The sequence below is a fragment of the Ideonella margarita genome, from assembly GCF_038066635.1.
GTDB lineage: Bacteria > Pseudomonadota > Gammaproteobacteria > Burkholderiales > Burkholderiaceae_C > Ideonella > Ideonella margarita.
Genome location: NZ_JBBUTI010000008.1, coordinates 75,887 through 95,955 on the forward strand (window position 1 = coordinate 75,887; position 20,069 = coordinate 95,955).

Here is a 20,069-nt window from a genome sequence, read left to right on the forward strand (position 1 = left end):
CGATTAAGGCAAGAAATCGCCTTAAGGCGATGCCGCGTGCACAGCAACTTGGCGCGGTTACGGAGACGGGCCTATTGCGTCACCGCTCCTTGTCTCTCGAGAAAATTCGTGTGGCGCTCTCTTAGCGCATTGGCCAACCTTTCGGGCCAATGCGTTCTAGGCAAGTGGAGGTACTGTCCCGCAAGATCCTTGTAGACCTTTTCTTGAACCGAATTCGCCACATGCACCATTCCATCGGCGTCTATCGAGAGCAGGTACGCATCGTAGAGCGCGTGTATGTCGGCGCGCAACAGGAGCCCGTTGGAGTACAAGTAGCCGCCACCTATCGCGTAGGGAGTGATGTGCGCCCCTTCTAGCACGGACTCCTCGCTACAGCCGCTCACCGCGCACTTGGTGCCCCATAACTCCTTCAACATCTGCTTGAATCGTTGTTGGCCTTGGCGAACCTGCGTCAAGGCCATCTTGATCTCGTCGGGAGGAATGGGGGGGCTATCAGCCTCATTCATCCGTTCGTTTTTTACGTAGATTCGAGAGCCGCCGCCGGCCTCGCCGCCATACAACGCACTGTCATCGACTTTATCGGGGAAGTGGACTCCAACAAGTCGAAACCTGTCGACGTGAAGCTCGAACAGCTTGTCCCCGTCGCGTGCCGGCTCTGTACCGTGATAGTTGCCTACCCAAACTTCTCGGCGCTGCTTTCCCTTGAAATGAAGAACCACCAAGTCAGGCTCCACGCTCGGCATCGGCCAATGCCAAGTAAAGCCATCCTTGAGCGCCCTACGGTTCGAGGGGTTCAGCGTCAGGCGTTGAACTACTGCTAACTTCGCGTTGGTTCCGGCGAACACCTGTTGCATTGACGTAATTTCGGTGAGCCGACCTTGCAACGGCTGACGAGGCGTGGGCCACAGGCCTTCGACTTCAGACACGCCACAGAACTCCGCCAGGGTATCGAGGAAGTCATCGTTGCCGACGAGTTTCTCGAACTCATCGATGCTGAAGCGCACGCGAGTGCCGCCTTCATCTGTCACCCCACCAGACCCCGTCAGGCGGGCCACGATCTCCGGCGGCAAAGGGTTCCGCTGTGTGCGACTCACATTGATCGTCAATGTGTAGTCGCTCCAAAATCGACCCGCTCGTAACCACGCTTGGGGGGTGTCCGCGGGCTTGACCCCAAAGCAAAGGTCTCCATCGGCCACGTACCAGTCAAATCCCGCATCGTGTAGCCTTGTGGCAGCGACCTGGAAGGCTGCGCGTTGACCTTGCGGAATGTTCCGAACGAAATCGCTCTTGTGCCCAAACTGCGCAGCAAACTCATCAAAGTTCATGTTGTTCATCCTCGCCTATTGAATTGCGACCGCATTACTGAGGTTATGACACAGTTTATCTATGTAGGTGAATTCCAAGCCACGGCCGGAAGTAAGGCGGCATGGCGGCCAGAACCCAAAGCGGCAACCTCAAAGAACTGCGTAACCTTCATCCCCTCTTCGGCGACATGCTGATCGAGGCCATAGAGCAGCATCACGCGCGCGGCTACCTGGACAAACGAGGTGAGCAAGCCAAGACGCATGCCAACCGAGAGAAGGCCCTGCTCAGCCACTTGATCAACAAGGCTTGGGAGTGGGGCTGTACCGACGCGCCCAACCCCTGCCAAGGGGTCAAGGGCTTCAAGGAGACACCCCGTGTCCATCACCGAGATGGTGGAGTCCTTGCAAGCGGCCGGTGAGGTTGTGAATCGGGGCGTCCTGTCAAACGCAGAGCGCGTCTTGAAGGCTCAGGCGCTGGTGCTCAACACGGTGTTTTCAGAGACGGCCCGGCGGGCTGCGCTGAACATAGGCACGCACATAGGCGCGATGGAAACCTACATGCGATTGGCACTCATGGCGCAGAGCCAATCCCGGGCAACCTTTGAAACGCCTGCCGCCATCAAGAACCCGCCCATAGTCTTTGCACGTCAAGCCAACATCAACAACGGGGGCAGCAGCAAGTGAACAATGGGGCCGGGCCGGGCATTTCGCACATTCCGCGTAGGTGTGCGCGAGCGCGTGCCCGGGGGAAACCGCTTCTGCGCCGAACGAACTATCAGGGGACCGCACGAATGGCAGCCAAACGCTGGACACACGAGCAACGCGCACGGCAGGCAGAGCGCATCCGAGCATGGCCGCGTTGGGAAAAATCAACCGGTCCAAGAAGCGATGAGGGCGCGGCAACTGCATCGCGTAACGCCTAGAAGGGGGCTCTTGGACTATTGCGGGAATTGGCTCGACTACTTTCTTCGAATCCCCAAGACAAATAGGTCTCTCGGCAGAGCTACTGAAGACACCGCCTGCATTCGTCGGCCGGCATTTATGTAGAACACGTCTCCACTAGCTTTTGAATCGGCAACTTTCCCTTGTACCCCAAATAGACGGCGCACAGCACAGGTCGATTAACACCAGCCGGAACCGTTGGCGGATCTGCAAGATTCGTGGCAAGTGAGGGGCCACACGCGTCATTGATGCTGCGAATCTTGGAGTCAACGTCTTCCATTTTGCTGCGCAGGTCTCCTAATTGTGAGTTGTAGGAGGACCGTTTCGACTCATACTCGCTGCGTTTGCTCTGGCAGCGGTCACGCATAAGGTCGAAAGCCTCCGGGAATTGCAAGCACTGTCGAAGGTCGCCCTCAGCGCGCTTGACGTACTGTGCTGCGTAGTCAGCCGCCTGTGCCGAAGATGAGGCGTCGCTGGCTCGTCGTCGCAAGCTGTCCAACTCACTTGAGCAGTTTGACCAATCGGCTGCTGTTGCCATAGTGCTAAGCAACAGAATTGCCAACCCTGAGACATAGGCGCCTAGGTGGCGCTTAGACGCGGCCAAGTGCATGTACTCATCCCCTTCGCAGGCATAGTAGCCCACCACTTTCGAGTACTGGCTGCTACACGAAGCCCAGAAACAACAAAGCCCAACCTTGCGGGCCGGGCTAAGTCATTGATTCTATTGGTGGCCTGGGGCGGAATCGAACCACCGACACGCGGATTTTCAATCCGCTGCTCTACCAACTGAGCTACCAGGCCATCTGCTGAAGCTAGCAGTATAGCACTACTTTAAAGCCTCAGGCAACACCGCCGCGTTTGTTGCGAGACAAGTCAACGCCGAGTTGCTTGAGCTTGCGGTACAGGTGGGTGCGTTCCAGCCCGGTCTTTTCGGCGACGCGGGTCATCGATCCGTTCTCGCGGGCGAGGTGGAATTCGAAGTAGCTCTTCTCGAAGGCGTCGCGCGCTTCGCGCAGCGGGCGGTCGAGGTCGAAGCTCTGTTCCGACTGCGGGCCCAGGTCAACCGGCATGCTGGCCGGCAGGCCCAGGCCACCGGTCATGGCGGCTTCCACCGTCAGGCTCACGTCGGGGCCGCGGAAGCTGCTGATGATCGGCGCGTTGGCCAGCACGGCGGGTGCGGGCGGCTTGGGCGGGGTGCGGGCCAGGGCCTGCTCCACGGCGCGCAGCAGCTTTTGCAGCGTGATGGGCTTTTCAAGGAAGGCGGTGGCGCCGTACTTGGTGGCTTCCACGGCGGTGTCGATGGTGCCGTGGCCGCTCATCATCACCACGGGCATGTTCAGCTGGCCGGTGGCGCCCCACTCCTTGAGCAGGGTGATGCCGTCCACGTCGGGCATCCAGATGTCGAGCAACACCAGATCGGGGCGGACGCGCTCACGGGCGCTGCGCGCCTGGGCGGCGTTCTCGGCCAGCTCGATGGTGTGGCCTTCGTCGGTCAGGATTTCCGACAGCAGGGCACGAATGCCCATCTCATCGTCGACTACAAGTATCGTTGCCATGGATGCTCACAACGGTGTTCAAACGCCCCGTGGGTCTGGGGAACTCGCCACCGCAGGATTCCTCTGTTCAGTGAAGCCCGAAAATGATAACGAAACTTGCGCGCCTCCCGGTACATCGTCTTCCCCGTGCTGCGATGGAAGATTGACGATGCGTACTCGCGCGCCGTGTTCGTCGGCGATCTTTTTAACCACCGCCAGCCCGAGGCCCGTGCCTTTGCTCTTGGTGGTGACATACGGCTCGAAGGCGCGTTTGAGCACCTTCTCGCCAAATCCGGAGCCATTGTCCGACACTTTCAGTCGCACGACGCGCAGCCGCCCATCCTCGTGGAATTCGGCTTCGGTTGTGATGTTCACGCGGCCATCTTCGCGCCCCGTCACGGCGTCCAGGCCGTTCTGCAGCAGGTTGTGAATGACCTGCCGCAACTGCGTCGCGTCACCCCGGATGTTGGGCAGCGCAGCCTGCAGGCGCGGCTGCAGCCGGCCCTTGTCAACATCATCGCCATACAGCGCCAGCACCTCGTTCACCAAGCCGTTCAGATCAATCGCCTGAAGCTGCGCGGCGGGCAGGCGCGCGTAGTCGCGGAACTCATTCACCAGCTGCTTCATCGCCTGCACCTGGTTGACGATGGTGGCCACCGAACGCACCAGCAGCGTCTGGTCGGTGGGCTCGCTCAGCTTCGATTCCAGCTTGTGCTGCAAGCGCTCGGCCGACAGCTGGATGGGCGTCAGCGGGTTCTTGATCTCATGTGCCAGGCGCCGCGCCACCTCACTCCACGCGGCTGAGCGCTGCGCCGACACCACCTCGGTGATGTCGTCGAACACCATCAGCCGCGCCTGGCCGGGCAGCATGGCGCCGCGCACCAGCAGCGTGATGCTGTCGTCGCGGTCGCCCACCTGCAGCTCGAAGGACTCCTGCCACAGGTCGCGCTCGCCGTCTTCCGGGTGGCTCTGGTGCAAATCAAACCGCTGCCAGACGGCCACGGCAAAGTCCGCCAGGCCGGGCACATCGGCCAGATCACGGCCCACCCACGCCGACATCGGCGCGCGCAGGATGCGCGTGGCGCCGGGGTTCACGGTGTCGATGTGGCGCTGGCGGTCAAACATGATGACGCCGGCGCTCAGGTTGTCGAGGATGGTCTGCAGCCGGGTGCGCGCAGCCTCCAGCTGGCGCACGCCGCGCTCGGCCTGCTCACGCGCGGTGCCCAGTTGCAGGGTCATGTCGGCGAAGCTGCGGGTCAGGCCGCCCAGCTCGTCGCGTGAGGTCATCACCGGCTTCACGCCCAGGTCGCCCGCGGCCACCTGGCGCATGCCTTCGGCCAGCAGCAGCAGCGGCCGCGCCAGCTGTCGGCCCAGCACAAACGCCAGCAGCACCGCACCGAACACCGAGAGCACCAGCGACAGCGTCAGCGTGCCGATGTACATGCGCCGCAGGCCGTCACGCGCCAGCATGCGCTGCTGGTATTCGCGGTACGCGGCCTGCACGATGAGTGCATTGCTGGTCAGCGCGCGGGGCAGCGGCTGCACCACCATCAGATAGCGCTCGGAGCTGCCGGTGATGGCGATCTGGCCATTGGGGATCCAGGCCACCGCGCGCACGCGGCCTTGCGGGCCGTCACCCGCCAGCACCGGCGGCGCGCCGCCCACGGTGTCGTCCTCCAGGCCTTCGAGCTGGCTGGCCGAGCGGTTGTTGCGCGCCTGGCGCAGCATGGCCACCGAGGGCCGCTCCACCGGAATCGCCGCGCTGCCACCCACCGTCAGCAGCAGCTGGCCGTTGCCGGTAAGCAGCGACACCTCTTGCGCGCCCAGCTGGTCACGCAGCCGTTCCAGCGACAGCAATTCCGGCGGGTTGCCCGGCTCGGCGAACCGGTCAGCGGCATTGCGGGTGCGCGTGGCCAGGTCTACCGACAGCGCATCGAGCGTGCCTTTGCCCAGCGCCAGGCCAGCATCGAGCGCGTTTTCCACGCGGCTGTCGAACCAGGCCTCGATGCTGCGCGAGACGAACTGATAACTCACCGTGTAGATGAGTGCGCCGGGCAGCACGCCCACCAGCGCAAAGATGCCCGCCAGCTTCAGCAGCAGGCGGCTGCCGAACTTGCCGCGCCGCACCCGCAGGAACAAACGCACCGCCGCGCCGGCCAGCACCAGCAGCAGCACCGTGGCCACCGCCACGTTCACCCAGAAGAGCCAGCCGATGTGGCGCTCGTACTGCATCGGCCCCTGGGTGAGCAGCGACAGCACAAACGCCAGCACCAGGCCCATGCCCGACACCGCGAGCACCGCAATGCCCCAACCCCAGCGGGACGAAGTTTTCATGGTGCGTGGGCGAGTGACGCGGTCAGGTCAATCAATCTTGAGGGTGCGTTCCACCGCCAGCCGCCAGTCAGACTGGGCAGCCAGGTCCAGCTGCATCGGCCGCGGCAGCTGCGAGCTGTCGAGGCGGTAGCTGAACTCGAGGTAGTAGCGCTCACCGGCATCCACCTGATCGGCTTCGGCGATCTTCCAGCGGCTGACACGGGAAATCATGGCCATGGCGGCCTGCTGCGTCGGAAAGCTCTGGCTGAGCGCGCCGAAGCTGACCCGCCAGCTGGACGTGAGTGGCTGGTAGGCCACGCGCCAGCTGCGGCTGGCCCGAGACACGCGCTCGTCGCGCCAGTACCAGCGCCCCCGATACACATTGGCCTGCGCCGTGAAGTACAGCGGCACGCCGCGGTGCAGCGCTTCTTCCACCGCCTTGCTCAAGCTCAGGCGCACATCGAAGTCGATGCTGATGCCCTGGCTGTCTTGCCGGGACGCTTCGAGTGAGAGCAGGTCAATGGACTGCGCCTGCGCCGGCACCGCCAGCAGCAGGCTGAAGAGCAGCGCCAGCGGCATCAAGACCCGCGCAAGGCCCCGCGCGAAGACCTGCGTGAGACAGGCACGCCAAACGGCCACTCGCGTACAGACACGGTGGCCGGAGCATCCAGAAACCGTCTCGGTACAACTCACGGGTGGGCTCAGTGGCGATCAGGCTTGCGCAGCAGCGCGTAGTAGAAGCCGTCAGCCAGACTGGCCGCGGCGGCGTGCTGGGGATTGTCGGCGAGCGGGAGCAGATGCCCCGGTGATTCCGGGTTGACCCGGAGGCCTTCCGCGGCGTGTCGTTGCAAAAACGCATCGACTTGATGGTCGCCCTCGTCACGGAAGATGGAGCAGGTTGCATACAGCAACACACCGCCCGGCTTGACCAGCGGCCACAGCGCGTCCAGCAGCTCGGCCTGGGTGCGGGCCAGCGCGGCCACGTCGTCAGGCCGGCGCAGCCAGCGGATGTCGGGGTGGCGCCGCACGATGCCCGAGGCCGTGCACGGGGCGTCCAGCAGCACGGCGTCAAACAGCTCGCCGTCCCACCAGCTGGCCACGTTGCGGGCATCGGCAGCGCGGGTGCGGGCGTTCAGGCCCAGGCGCTCCAGCGTTTGCTGCACGCGGGTCAGGCGGGTGGCGTCGGTGTCCAGCGCCAGCATGTCCACGTCGGCCAGCTCCAGCACGTGTGCGGTCTTGCCGCCGGGGGCCGAGCAGGCGTCCAGCACCCGCGCGCCCGGGGCCAGGCCCGCGCCGATCAGCAGTGCAGCCGAACGCTGGGCCGACAAATCCTGCACCGACACATCGCCCTGGGCAAAGCCCGGCAGGCGGTCCACGCCGCAGGGCTGGGTCAATACGATGGCCTGCTCCAGGCCGGCGCCCTCCACCGCGTGGCCGCTGATGCCCTCGGCGCTCAGGCGCGCCAGGTAGTCGGCCACGTTGCACCGCCGGGCATTCACCCGCAGCGTCATCGGCGGGCGGCGCTGGGCTTCGGTCAGCAGGGTTTGCCAATGCGCGGGCCAATCTGCCTTGACGCGGTCGATCCACCAGGCCGGGTGGTTCCAGGCGCCCTGGGGTTGGCGGGCGGCCTGGGCCACCACGGCGTCGCGCTCGCGGATGAAGCGGCGCAGCACGGCGTTGATGAAGCTCGCGGCGGCCGGCACCTTCTTGCGCGCGGCCGTCACGGCCTGATCGACCAGCGTGTGGTCGGGGTATGGCGGCGCTTCGTCGGGCCACAGCAGGGCCAGCGACGACACCAGCAGCGCGTCCACGGCGGCAGGCGGGTTGCGTGGCGCCAGGATTTCGCGGGCAGCCGTGGCGCTGCCCAGGCGGCGCAGCACCGCAAAGGCCAGCGCTTGGGTGCCGGGGCGAGAGACCGCCGGCACCTGAGCCAGCACGTCGGTCAAAGAGCGGCCACCACGAACGGCAGCCACGGCGTCAGCGGTCAGCGCCAGCAGGCGCGACAGCGGGGGGGAAGCAGGGGAAGGAGAATTCACCGCAGGAGTCTAACCATCCCACCCAACAGGGTCGAAGCGATTGGCCCACAATCGGCGTTCCGACACCGCACGGTCGCTCTCAGCGACCCAGGAGCCACGGCATGCCTCAAGACACGCCCGAACAAGCCGCCCCGAGCCGCGGCGCATTGATGTTGAACGAAGCTGATCTGTCCGCTCAGCCCGCTTCCGAGCGGATCCGCTACCGGCTGGTGAATGCCGGCCGCCGCTATCACGCCAACGACAATATCTCCGAGTTCGTGCGTGAGGGTGAGCTGAAAGAGCTGAAGGCCGAAGTGCAGGCCAAGATGGCCGAGGTGTTGAAGGCCCTGGTGATCGACACCAGCAGCGACCACAACACGCAGGAAACGGCCAAGCGCGTGGCCAAGATGTTCATCGAGGAAGTCTTCCGCGGCCGTTACCAGCCGATGCCGGACGTGACCGAGTTCCCGAACATCTCGCGCCTGAACGAGCTGATGATCGTCGGCCCGATCACCGTGCGCAGCGCCTGCTCGCACCACATGTGCCCGATCATCGGCAAGATCTGGATCGGCGTGCTGCCCAATGAGCACTCGAACCTGATCGGCCTGTCGAAGTACGCCCGCATCGCCGACTGGATCATGTCGCGTCCGCAGATCCAGGAAGAGGCCGTCATCATGCTGGCCGACGTGCTGCAAGAGCGCGTCAAGCCCGATGGCCTGGCCCTGGTGATGGAAGCCGACCACTTCTGCATGCACTGGCGTGGCGTGAAGGACACCGACTCCGCCATGGTCAACAGCGTGATGCGCGGGGCCTTCCTGAAAGACCCGAACCTGCGCCGCGAATTCCTGTCGTTGCTCTCCAAGAAGGACTGACCATGCTTGTACGCCTCATGTACGCGAGCCGCGCCGCCAATGCCGTGCAGCACGACGAACTGCTCACCATCCTGAAACAGTCCAAGCAGACCAACCCGGCTGCCGGCGTGACGGGTGTGCTGTGCTACTCGGACGGCATCTACATCCAGGTGCTGGAGGGCGGCCGTGCAGCCGTCAATGCGCTCTACAACAAGATCGTCAGCGACACCCGCCACACCGACGCGACGCTGCTGAGCTACGAGGAAATCGCCGAGCGGCGCTTCGCCGGCTGGTCGATGGGCCAGGTCAACATGACGCGCCTGAACCCGGCGATGCTGTTGAAGTACTCGGAAACCGCCACGCTCGATCCGTACGCCGTGTCGGGCCGTGCCACGGCCGCACTGTTCGAGGAAATGGTGGCTACCGCGGCCATCATGGGCCAGGCCTGATCAGACCCGGGCGGTGGGCTTGAACCTGAACAAGCCCACCAGCAGGCGGGTCGGGAAGGCTTGGATCGCCTCGTTGTAGGCATCGGCCTGCTCATTGAAGCCCTGCCGCGCATACCCGATGCGCGGCCCCAGCTCTTCCAGCTGCTTGCGCAGCGGCCGCACCGGGTCGGTGTGCGCCACCTCGGGGTGCTGCTCCACCAGGGCTTGCACCCGCGCCAGCGGTGAGCCCAGCTCACTCTCGGCCAGCACCCACGCAGACAAGGCTTCCGCCGCACTCGGGCGGGCGCGCACCGTGCGCGCCGCTTCCTGCTGCTTCAGCAAGGCCGCTTCCAGCGCCTGCACCGTGTTGGCCTCCGCGGCCATCGGCTCACGCAGGGCTTCGATCATGGGCTCCAGCGCAGCCGAGCGGCGCGTCAGCAATTCGTCGATCTGGCCCCAGGCCGTGACCAGCGCCGTGCGCAGCCGCACCAGCCGGTTGTAGGCGCCCACCATCCAGCCCATCAGCACGGCCAGCAGCGCCAGGCGCAGCAGCCAGTCCCACAGGTCAGGCCACAGCGCGGCCATCTCAGCCAACCGCCTGAACGGCGGCCTGAACAGCCGTGCTGGCCAGCCATTCGGCATGGCCCGCCGCGCGCAAGGCACATGCCGGGCATTCACCGCAGCCGTGGCCCCAGGCATGGCGCACGCCACGCTCGCCGAGGTAGCAGGTGTGGGTGTGTTCGGCAATCAACTCGTTGAGCTGGTCACCGCCGAGTTGCTTCGACAAGGCCCAGGTCTGCGCCTTGGTCAGGAACATCAGCGGGGTTTCCAGCGTCATCGGTGTGTCCAGCCCGAGGCTGAGCGCCACCTGCAGCGCCTTCAAGGTGTTGTCGCGGCAATCCGGGTAGCCCGAATAGTCGGTCTCGCACATGCCGCCCACCAGCACCGAGGCGCCACGGCGGTACGCCAGCGTGGCCGCAAAGCCGAGGAACAGCAGGTTGCGGCCGGGCACGAAGGTATTGGGCAGGCCGTTGGCTTGCAGCTCGATGGCGCGTTCGCTGGTGAGCGCGGTGTCAGAGATCTGGCCCAGCAGCGACAAATCCAGCACATGGTCGTCGCCCAGGCGCGCGGCCCACTGCGGAAACTGCTGCTTGATCTGCTCGCGCACGGTCAGCCGGCAATCCAGCTCGATGCGGTGGCGCTGGCCGTAGTCGAAGCCCAGCGTCTCCACCTGCGCGAATCGCTCAAGTGCCCAGGCCAGGCAGACGGTGGAATCTTGCCCGCCCGAGAACAGCACCAGCGCCTTGCGACCGGCGGCTGCTGCAGGGTTCACGGCGCCCGCCGGCGTACTCACGAACGCACCTCGCCCTGGCCCAGCACCACCCACTTCATCGAGGTCAGGCCTTCCAGGCCCACCGGGCCGCGGGCGTGGAACTTGTCGGTGCTGATGCCGATTTCGGCGCCCAGCCCGTACTCGAAGCCGTCGGCAAAACGCGTGCTGGCATTCACCATCACGCTGGCCGAATCCACTTCGCGCAGGAAGCGCATCGCGCTCGGGTGGTGATTGGTCAGGATGGCGTCGGTGTGGTGCGAGCCGTACTGGTTGATGTGCGCGATCGCCTCATCCAGGCTGGCCACCACCTTCACGCTGATGACGGGCGCCAGGTATTCCTCGGCCCAGTCGGCTTCGGTGGCGTCGGCCAGCATGGCGCCGGGCACCGCCTGCAGCACGGCCTTGGCAGCGGCGTCGCAGCGCATCTCCACACCCTTGGCCGCGAAGATGGCGCCGATCTGCGGCAGGAAGGCCGCCGCGCTGTCGGCATGCACCAGCAGGCTTTCGGTGGCGTTGCAGGGGCTGTACTTCTGGGTCTTGGCGTTGTCGGTCACCACCAGGGCCTGGGCGATGTCGACCTGCGCATCGATGTAGGTGTGGCAGTTGCCGTCCAGGTGCTTGATGACCGGCACCTTGGCCTCGGCGCTGATGCGCTCGATCAGGCCCTTGCCGCCACGCGGAATGATCACGTCGACAAACTCGGGCATGGCGATCAGCCGGCCCACGGCGGCGCGGTCGGTGGTTTCCACCAGCTGCACGGCGGTGGCGGGCAGGCCGGCCGAGACCAGCGCCTGCTGCACCAGCTTCCACAGCGCGAGGTTGGAATGCAGCGCTTCAGAGCCACCCCGCAGGATGCAGGCGTTGCCACTCTTGATGGCCAACGACGCCGCCTCGATCGTGACGTTCGGGCGGCTTTCGTAAATCATGCCGAACACGCCCAGCGGCACGCGCATCTGGCCGACGCTGATGCCGGTGGGGCGGCGCTTCACGCCGGTGATTTCGCCCACGGGGTCGGGCATGGCGGCGAGCTGGTCGCAGCCCTCGGCGACCGTGTCGATCACCTTGGCCGGCAGGCGCAGGCGGTCGACCATCGGGCCGGCGAGGCCGTTGGCCTCGGCAGCGGCAATGTCCACCGCATTGGCGGCCTGCAGTGGCTCGCCGGCGTCACGCAGCAGGCGGGCCAGCTCGGTCAGGGCGGCATTCTTGGCGCGGGTGCTGGCCCGGGCCATGGCCGTGGCGGCTTCGCGGGCGGCAGCGCCCATCTGGGCCATGTAGGCAGGGATGTCGTGCGGGGTGCTCATGCTCCGGATTATCCCGGATGCGGCCCGGCCTTGCGGCGGGCCGCCGCAGCCTCACAACAACACGCCGGCCAGCTTCTGCAGGCGGTCATCCGCCTGGGCATACAGGCCGTCGTGGCGCTGCGCGCCGGCACGGGCCAGCTCGCCGCTCACCAGCAACTCCGCCCGCAACTGCTGCGCGCGCTGGGGCGCCAGGCCCGGCACCTGCAGCGCCTGGCGCTGCCAGCGGCTGGCCACTTCGGGCTGGCCATGGCGCGAAGCCAGCAGCGACAAGGCCGCCAGCGCGCGCGCCTGCAGCTCGGGGCGATTGGCGTGGCGGGCTGCGTCGGTCACCTGCTCGGCGGCTTGCGCCAGCGCGGGCTGAGCCACCGAATCAGTGATGCGCGCCAGGTCTTGCAGCGCCGCTGCACGGTCGTCGAGTGAGGTCATCTGGCCCACCTGCGCCAGCGCATCGGCCAGGGCCTGCTCACCCGCCTGACGCTGGCCCAGCGTGCGCGCCGTGTGGTGCCAAAGGCCCAGCAGGTGCACCGAGGTGGGCCCGGGCAGGGTTTGCTGCTGCAGCTGCACCAATTGCGCGGCCAGGCCGTCGGCCGTGGCACGGTGGCCGGCGGCGGCATGGCGCTCAGCCTGCGCAGCCAGGGTGTCACCAAGGGCCTGCATCCACACGGTCACGGCGCGGCTGCGTTGCTCGTCGTTCTCGATGGCCTTGGCGCTGTCAGACGCCAGTTGCAGGAAGCCCTGTGCGAGGGTGTCGGGTAGATCGGGCTGGCGAGCCAGCACCGCGGCCACGGCCGAGCCGGCCTCAGCGCGCGTCAGCGCATCCGTCACACCGGCCAGGCGGGTGCGCAGCAACTCGGTGCGTCGGCGGGTTTCAATCGCCGGCGCTTCCTGGATGGCCCAGGCTTCGATCTGCAATTCGGTCGCCAGCAGTCGGGCCAGCACCGCGGTGTCGCTGCTGCGCGCACGCCAGCTTTTGAGCGTGTCCAGCACTTCCTGGCCGCGGCGGGCCTGGCCCATCTCGGCCAGCCCCAAGGCGAAAGTGCCCACCAGCTGGGCCTTGTCGGCGGCGCCCAGCCCGGCTGTCACGTCGTCGCCAGCGGGCACCACGGCGGGCGGCAGGCCCGGCTCCATGTCCACCAGGGCCTTGGCCAGCGCCGCGCTGCGCGTCGCCGGTGAAGCCTGCCCCAGGCCGCGCACCAGCGAGGCCTCGGCCTGCTGGCTGGCCATCATCACGGCGGCTTCGGCCATGTCGCCGCCGCCGGCCTCGGCGTCACCCGCCGCGGGTGGCGCCACGTTCATTTGGGCCAGCAGCGCGTCCAGATCCTGCACCTTGATGTTGCGCGGCTTGGCCACCAGCGCACCGGCGCTCGGCCCGACCAGGCGGGTGGCACCAAAGCCCAGGCCAAAACTCAGCACCGCCAGCGACACCACCACCACGCCCACCATCGCGGGCTGCTGGGCAAAGCGCGCCAGGCGGCCCTGCTCGCGGCCGTACTGGCGCTCCAGCTCGGCGCGGATCTGCCGGCGCATCGCCTGCTCCATCGCCTCGCGGTTGAATTTCTTGGCGTCGGCCTGCTCGCGGGCCACGGTCTGCTCCAGCCGGCCGCGCTCTTCTTCCAGCAGCTTCTTGCGCAACTGCAGGTCGGCATTCACCTTGTCGACGTACACGCCGCAGGCCGGGCATTGGCGCTCCGGCCCCATGTCGGCGCGGGCTCCGCAGGCGGGGCATTCGGTGGTCGGATCGACCACGTCTTCGCCCAAGGGCTTCAGGCTCAGCACCGGCACCACTTCCACCCGCAAGCCGATGGCTTCGAGGTCGGTGCGGGCCTTGTGGGCGCGTGAACGCGGCACTTCCTTGCCCAGCTGCACACGCGGCTGGGTGGCCAGCGCCTGCGTCAGGCGGTCGATCTTGGTGGCGGGCATCTGGCCCTGGTCCAGCGCCATCTGGCGAACCTGGTCCACCGACACGCCGCTGCGGCGGGTCGCAAAAACATCGAACAACGGCTCGTCGGTCGGCGAAACCGACGCCGGCATGCTCTGTGACATGGTGACTCCTACTGCTCCGGCCCCGACGCTTGCGGTGGGTGCACGGCCTCCCTAGAAGTCACAAATGCTAACAAAGCCCGGTCAATTGGCGCCTAATCTGCATCAAACAGCGCCCGATATTCAATGCAGAAGCGACAGCACCCACAGCCAGAACGGCGCCACCGCCACGAAGGCCAGGGTCGACAGCACGTTGACCGCCGCGGTCTCACCCTCCAGCGCGCGGTAGCGCTGCGCGAACATCAGCGCGTTGCTGCCGGCCGGCAGGCTGGCCATCAAGACCAGCACCGACAAGGTCAGCCCGCGCAGGCAGAACACCCCCCAGGCCACGGCCAGCACCAGCGCCGGTTGCAGCAGCAACTTGATGCCCGAGATGGTCAGCGCGCCGGCCAGTGACTTGGGCAGGCCCAGGTAGGCCAGCGACATGCCGATCAGCGTCAGGCACAGCGGCACCACCGCCGAGCCCAGCACCTGCAGCACCTCAGCCACCGGCTCGGCCAACCCAAGGCCGGTGAGGTTCCAGGCCAGGCCCACCAGCACGGGCAGCACCACCGGGTGAATGAGCGCATTGCGCGCCGTGCCCAGCAGCACCTGCCCCAGGCCAGCCGCACCATCGGCATGGGCGCGCGCCAGGTCCATCTCGACCAAGGTGGTGACGACCAGCAACAGCACCAGCGCATGCACGCTGACCAGCGTCAGGTGCAGGCCCAGGCCGGCTTCGCCGAGGATGCCGGCGGCCAGCGGAATGCCGATCTGCACCGAGTTGCCGAAGCTGGCCGTGATGGCACGCACCGCCGGCGCGGCCACCGGCGCCCCGGCGTGGCCAGGTTGCCCGGCTCGCCACTTCTGCCAGCCATACACACCCAGCATCACGCCCACCACCGGCAGGAAAAACGCACTCAACATGCCCCAGGGCAAATGGGCCAGATCAACCCGCGCCGTGGCGCGAAAGAACAACGCCGGCGCAAACAAATAGAAGGCCGCGTTCGACAGCACACGGGCCGGATCGGCGGATTCATCACCCAGCCAGCGCAGCCGGCCGACCACCCAGCCCAGCACCACGATGGCCACCAATGCGAGCAGTTTGTAGAGGATGGGCAGGGTCATGGTGCGGCTTCAACAGGCAGGTTTTGCATGATGCCTTGGCCTGATCTGCTCGCCTGTGCGTGGTGTCCACACACCCAACATCCCTTGTACGGCTTTGTCACGGTCCTGACACGGTGGCTTCACAGAATCGCGCCGCTTGAGCCCTTCAAGGGCCGCCAATCAACCTGTCAGGAACGGATACTTCGATGAGCCACGATCACCAACCCACCCGCCGCCACATGCTGCGTTTCCTGGCCGGCGCGCCCATGCTGCCGCTGGCCTCGTCGCTGGCCAGTGCAGGCCTGCTGACCGCCTGCGGCGGCAGCGACGACCCGACGCTGACGGCTGCCAGCTTCACCACGATGGCTGCGCCCACGCTGGCCAACGCCGCTGCCATGGCCACCACCACCGTCACGGGCGGCCTGGTTGCCAACTTCAGCGACGGCAGCAAGCAGGAATACAGCCTGGGCTACGCCTCGTTCTTCAAGACCGGCGATCTGGTGCCGGACGGCAAGGGCGGCACCGTGGTGGCCGGCGGCTACTACAACATCAAGAACGAGCCGATCCTGGACACCTCGGTGGCCGGCACCTCGCGCCAGTTCTTCTCGGACAGCCCGGACGGCACCTCGCTGCTGACCGTCGCCAACCCGACCGTGGCCGGCGTCAAGGGCAACACCGTGTTCGCCGTGGTGCAGTTCGAATACACCACCCGCAACCTGGCGCAGTCGTCGATGTACGGCCTGCTGCCCTCGCCCATCGCCGTGCTGACGCTGGACCAGGACAAGTCCACCGGCAAGCTCAGCCTGGTCAAGTACAGCAACGTCGACACGTCCGGCGTGAACGGCCTGTGGATCACCTGCGGCTCCAGCCTGTCGCCGTGGAACACCCACCTGTCGAGCGAAGAGTACGAACCCGATGCCACGCTGGCGGTGAACGCCCAGCTGCAGGGCTACAGCCTGAACACCTTCGGCGATGCCACCAAGGCCAGCCCGTACCACTACGGCCACCTGCCTGAAGTCACCGTCAACCCGGACGGCACCGGCACCATCAAGAAGCACTACGGCACCGGCCGCATCTCGAAGGAGCTGGTCTGCGTGATGCCTGACAACCGCACCGTGCTGATGGGCGACGACTGGACCAACGGCGGCGCCTTCATGTTCATCGCCGACAAGGAGAAGGACCTCTCCGCCGGCACGCTGTACGTGGCCAAGTGGACGCAGACCTCGGGCACCGGCCCGGGCGCCGCCACGCTGACCTGGATCAAGCTCGGCAGCGCCACGAGCGCCGAGATCAAGGCCCTGGTGGACGGTGGCATCAAGGCCGCCGACATCATGGACGTGAAGACGGTCGACCCGGTCGACACCACCTACACGAAGATCCCGTACAGCGGCAAGTTCAACTGGATCAAGGTCAAGCCGGGCATGGAGAAGGCCGCCGCCTTCCTGGAAACCCACCGCTATGCGGCCCTGATGGGTGGCTCGCTGGGCTTCACCAAGTGGGAAGGCACCACCGTGAACGCCAAGGACAAGGTCGCCTACATCGCCATGTCGCGCATCGAAGCCTCGATGCTCAACGGCTCGGGCGACGTGAAGGTGCAGGGCCCGTACTCGGGCGCCGTGTACGCACAGAACCTGAAGGGTGGCCAGAAGGACACCGCCGGCGCCGCCATCACCAGCGAATGGGTGCCGGTCGACATGGCTGCCGTGCCGGCCCTGATCAGCGAAGACCTGGGTGCCACGGCCACCACGCCGTACCCGATCAAGGCTGCACAGGACGCCCTGGGCAACTATGCCAACGCGGACAAGATCGCCACGCCGGACAACCTGAAGTTCTCGCCGAAGCTGCGCACGCTGTTCATCGGCGAAGACAGCAACACGCACGTCAACAACTTCGTGTGGGCCTACAACGTCGACACCAAGACGCTGAGCCGCGTGCTGTCGGCCCCGGCCGGCGCCGAGTGCACGGGCCTGTTCGTGGCCGATGACATCAACGGCTTCACCTACGTTCTGAGCAACTTCCAGCACGTGGGTGACTGGGAAACGCCGATGCACAACATCGTCAAGCCGACGCTGGACCCGCTGGTGCGCGCCAACTACGCCGACCGTTTCGCCTCGGCCGTGGGCTACCTCACCACCACCGGCACGCAGATCAAGCTCAACGCCTGAGCCTGACAGCGCCAACAAAAACGGGCCCCTCGGGGCCCGTTTTTTCGTGAGGCAGAAGCCGCTTATTCGGCCGCAGCCGCCTTCTTGGTGGTCTTGCGGGCAGCTGGCGCCTTGGCGGCACGTGGTTCGAACTCGAAGCCGACCTTGCCTTCCTTCTTGTCCCAGGCCAGGAAGGCCTTGAACTTGCGCTTGGTCTTGTTCGAGACGAAGTTCTCCAGCAGGTCGGTCTTGCCAACCGTCAGCAGCTTCTGCACCTGCTCATGCGGCACCGGCTGCTGCAGGATGATCTTGCCGGTCTTGAAGTCGCAGGTCGCGGGCACCGCCACCGAGCGTTCGCAGACGTAGTTGCTGCCGTGCTCGAACACATGGCCCGCGCACTTCGGGCAGGCGCCCAGGCTGGTCTGGCCGGTGAAGTCGACGGGCTCGCCCTCCTCGGCCTGCTTGGCGTCGTCACCAAAGTCGAATTCGAGCTTCCAGTTGCGGATCTCGTCGTCGAACACCAGCTTCATCTCGGCCGTGAAGGGCCAGCCCGCCTTGGAGCGGAAACCTTCCAGCGGGCCGATCTGCTTGTTCGCCAGGAATTGCTCCACCTCGGGCAGCTCGAAGCTGCGGCCCGCCGGGATCTTGGTGATCGAGAAGCCGCAGCCTTCTGACGCGCCGTCCTTGCCCGTGCAGGTGAAGCGGCGGTAGTTTTCCTTCACCACCCCCTCGCAGTTCGGGCAGGCGGTCTTCAGTGTGGCGTAATCGCCCGGGATGGTGTCGCGGTCGTACTCCTTGGCCTTCTTGACGATGCGCTCGGCCATCTCGGCGATGCCTTGCATGAAGACATCGCGCTGCAGCTTGCCCTGCTCCATCTCGGAGAGCTGGTGCTCCCACTGGCCGGTCAGGTCAGGGCGGAACAGGTCTTCCACGCCCAGGCCGCGCAGCAGCGTCATCAGCTGGAAGGCCTTGGCCGTGGGCACCAGTTCGCGGCCTTCGCGCAGCATGTACTTTTCCAGGATCAGACCTTCAATCGTCTGCGCGCGGGTGGCTGGCGTGCCCAGGCCCTTTTCGGCCATGGCTTCGCGCAGTTCGTCGTCGTCGATCATCTTGCCGGCGCCTTCCATGGCGCTCAGCAGGGTGGCTTCGGTGAAGCGGGCGGGCGGGCGCGTCTTGCTGGCGTTCACGCTCACATGCTCGTTGGGCACCTGCTCACCCGGCAGCACAGCCACCAGGTTGGCGTCTTCGTCCTGCGCTTCCTTGCCGTAGACGGCCAGCCAGCCCGGGTTGACCAGCACCTTGCCGTTGGTCTGGAAATGGTGCTCGGCACCCGGCGCACCGATCTTGGTGATGCGGGTGGTGACCATGAACTCGGCCGGCGGATAGAACACCGCGATGAAGCGCTTGACGACCATGTCGTACAGCTTGGCTTCGATCTCGGTCAGGCTCTTCGGGGCCTGCAGCGTCGGAATGATGGCGAAGTGATCCGACACCTTGGCGTTGTCGAAAACGCGCTTGGTGGGCTTCACATAGCCTGCGTTGAGGCCCTTGCGGGCATGCATGGCCAGCTCGCGCAGCGGACCGGGCAGGTCTTCGCTGGCGATCATCTCGAAGGTCTGCTTGACCGTGCCCAGATAGTCTTCCGGCAGCGCGCGTGAATCGGTACGCGGGTAGGTCAGCACCTTGTGCTTTTCGTACAGCGCCTGGGCGATCGACAGCGTTGTCTTGGCCGAGAAGCCGAAGCGGCTGTTGGCCTCGCGCTGCAGGGTGGTCAGGTCATAGAGCAGCGGGCTGCTCTGGTTGCTCGGCTTGGCCTCTTCCGTGACGGTGCCGGTCTTGCCCAGCACCGCTTCGCTGATGGCGTTGGCCTGCGCTTCGGTCCAGATGCGGTCGGCGCGGCGGTCGGCCTCGGGCACCGGGTTGCCGGCGTCAGGGCCGATGGCCTTGTCCTTCTTGTAGTTCGGATCGAACCACTTGCCTTCGTAGCTGCCAGCGGCAGCCTCGAAGCCGGCTTTGACTTCCCAGTAATCACGGGCCACGTGCTTGCGGATCTTTTCCTCGCGCTCGACCACGATGGACAGCGTCGGCGTCTGCACCCGGCCCACGGTGGTCAGGAAGAAGCCGCCATCGCGTGAATTGAAGGCCGTCATGGCCCGCGTGCCGTTGATGCCCACCAGCCAGTCGGCCTCCGAGCGGCTGCGGGCGGCATCGGCCAGGCCCAGCATCTGCTCGTCGCTGCGCAGCTTGTCGAAGCCGTCGCGGATGGCCTGCGGCGTCATGCTCTGCAGCCACAGGCGCTGCACCGGCTTGTTCACCTGCGCCTTGGCCGTGCCGGCGTACTGCACGATGAGGCGGAAGATCAGTTCACCCTCGCGGCCCGCGTCACAGGCGTTGATGAGGCTGGTGACGTCCTTGCGCTTGACCAGCTTCACCACGGCGCTCAGCCGGGCCTTGGCCTTGTCGATCGGGGCGAGGTCGAAGTGGGGCGGCACCACCGGCAGGTTGGCGAAGCTCCACTTGCCGCGCTTGACGTCGTATTCCTCGGGCGCCTTGATTTCCACCAGGTGACCAACCGCCGAGGTGACGACGTACTGGTCATTCTCGAAGTGGTCTGCGGCTTTTTCGAACTTGCCGGACACGGGCGTCAGCGCGCGCACGATGTCCTGCGCCACGCTGGGCTTTTCCGCAATGATCAGTGACTTGCTCATGTGTATGTGTTCGTGTTCCAGACGGGTCCTTGCAAACCCGTGCCTACAATCGGCCGTCTCGCGCGCTCA

16 protein-coding genes and 1 tRNA gene are annotated in these 20,069 nt (G+C 65.9%); 5 read left to right on the plus strand and 12 right to left on the minus strand.

Annotation, left to right across the window (positions count from 1 at the left end):
• Positions 1-71: 71 nt before the first annotated feature.
• Positions 72-1,334, minus strand: a complete 1,263-nt coding sequence (locus AACH00_RS12820; protein ID WP_341399540.1) for an HNH endonuclease — start codon at positions 1,332-1,334, stop codon at positions 72-74.
• 92 nt (positions 1,335-1,426) lie between these two features.
• Here AACH00_RS12820 and AACH00_RS12825 point away from each other — a divergent pair, with 92 nt between their 5' ends.
• Entirely contained in the window at positions 1,427-1,723 is a 297-nt protein-coding gene (locus tag AACH00_RS12825) for a hypothetical protein (RefSeq protein ID WP_341399541.1), read from the plus strand.
• Positions 1,680-1,988: a hypothetical protein gene (locus AACH00_RS12830; protein WP_341399542.1), complete on the plus strand. Its 309-nt coding sequence runs from the start codon at positions 1,680-1,682 to the stop codon at positions 1,986-1,988. Before AACH00_RS12825 ends, AACH00_RS12830 begins: the two co-directional genes overlap by 44 nt.
• A 983-nt stretch (positions 1,989-2,971) precedes the next feature.
• Here AACH00_RS12830 and AACH00_RS12835 read toward each other — a convergent pair.
• The 5 genes from AACH00_RS12835 to rsmB all read right to left on the minus strand — a co-directional run bounded on the left by AACH00_RS12835 (position 2,972) and on the right by rsmB (position 8,130).
• Positions 2,972-3,047 (minus strand) — tRNA-Phe (locus AACH00_RS12835).
• Between the two features lie 38 nt (positions 3,048-3,085).
• The gene (locus AACH00_RS12840) at positions 3,086-3,802 is read right to left on the minus strand and encodes a response regulator (protein WP_341399543.1); all 717 of its coding nucleotides are present in this window, start codon (positions 3,800-3,802) and stop codon (positions 3,086-3,088) included.
• A gap of 18 nt (positions 3,803-3,820) precedes the next feature.
• On the minus strand, positions 3,821-6,115 hold the full coding sequence (locus tag AACH00_RS12845; RefSeq protein ID WP_341399544.1) for a sensor histidine kinase: 2,295 nt from the start codon (positions 6,113-6,115) through the stop codon (positions 3,821-3,823).
• Positions 6,116-6,142: 27 nt separating this feature from the next.
• On the minus strand, positions 6,143-6,673 hold the full coding sequence (locus tag AACH00_RS12850; RefSeq protein ID WP_341399545.1) for a DUF4390 domain-containing protein: 531 nt from the start codon (positions 6,671-6,673) through the stop codon (positions 6,143-6,145).
• Between the two features lie 122 nt (positions 6,674-6,795).
• Complete coding sequence (gene rsmB, locus AACH00_RS12855) at positions 6,796-8,130, minus strand: 16S rRNA (cytosine(967)-C(5))-methyltransferase RsmB (RefSeq protein WP_341399546.1); 1,335 nt, start codon at positions 8,128-8,130, stop codon at positions 6,796-6,798.
• A gap of 149 nt (positions 8,131-8,279) precedes the next feature.
• Here rsmB and folE point away from each other — a divergent pair, with 149 nt between their 5' ends.
• Positions 8,280-8,981, plus strand: coding sequence for a GTP cyclohydrolase I (folE, locus tag AACH00_RS12860; RefSeq protein WP_341399696.1), 702 nt, complete (start codon positions 8,280-8,282; stop codon positions 8,979-8,981).
• 2 nt (positions 8,982-8,983) lie between these two features.
• Entirely contained in the window at positions 8,984-9,409 is a 426-nt protein-coding gene (locus AACH00_RS12865; protein ID WP_341399547.1) for a BLUF domain-containing protein, read from the plus strand.
• On the opposite strand, the gene AACH00_RS12870 is transcribed toward AACH00_RS12865, so the two are convergent.
• The 5 genes from AACH00_RS12870 to AACH00_RS12890 form a co-directional block, all read right to left on the minus strand.
• Positions 9,410-9,973 carry a LemA family protein gene (locus AACH00_RS12870; RefSeq protein ID WP_341399548.1) on the minus strand — a complete coding sequence of 188 codons (564 nt, stop codon included), beginning with the start codon at positions 9,971-9,973 and terminating at the stop codon, positions 9,410-9,412.
• Between the two features lies 1 nt (position 9,974).
• Positions 9,975-10,721, minus strand: coding sequence for a 7-cyano-7-deazaguanine synthase QueC (gene queC / locus AACH00_RS12875; protein ID WP_341399549.1), 747 nt, complete (start codon positions 10,719-10,721; stop codon positions 9,975-9,977).
• A 17-nt stretch (positions 10,722-10,738) separates the two neighbouring features.
• On the minus strand, positions 10,739-11,992 hold the full coding sequence (locus tag AACH00_RS12880; RefSeq protein WP_423221935.1) for a glutamate-5-semialdehyde dehydrogenase: 1,254 nt from the start codon (positions 11,990-11,992) through the stop codon (positions 10,739-10,741).
• 81 nt (positions 11,993-12,073) lie between these two features.
• On the minus strand, positions 12,074-14,065 hold the full coding sequence (locus AACH00_RS12885) for a hypothetical protein (RefSeq protein ID WP_341399551.1): 1,992 nt from the start codon (positions 14,063-14,065) through the stop codon (positions 12,074-12,076).
• 120 nt (positions 14,066-14,185) lie between these two features.
• Positions 14,186-15,169 (minus strand): AEC family transporter, encoded by a 984-nt coding sequence (locus tag AACH00_RS12890; RefSeq protein WP_341399552.1) that lies wholly within the window; start codon positions 15,167-15,169, stop codon positions 14,186-14,188.
• A 185-nt stretch (positions 15,170-15,354) separates the two neighbouring features.
• On the opposite strand from AACH00_RS12890, the gene AACH00_RS12895 reads away from it, so the two are divergent.
• The gene (locus tag AACH00_RS12895; protein WP_341399553.1) at positions 15,355-17,313 is read left to right on the plus strand and encodes a PhoX family protein; all 1,959 of its coding nucleotides are present in this window, start codon (positions 15,355-15,357) and stop codon (positions 17,311-17,313) included.
• 62 nt (positions 17,314-17,375) lie between these two features.
• On the opposite strand, the gene AACH00_RS12900 is transcribed toward AACH00_RS12895, so the two are convergent.
• Positions 17,376-20,000, minus strand: coding sequence for a DNA topoisomerase III (locus AACH00_RS12900; protein ID WP_341399554.1), 2,625 nt, complete (start codon positions 19,998-20,000; stop codon positions 17,376-17,378).
• Positions 20,001-20,069 lie beyond the last annotated feature (69 nt).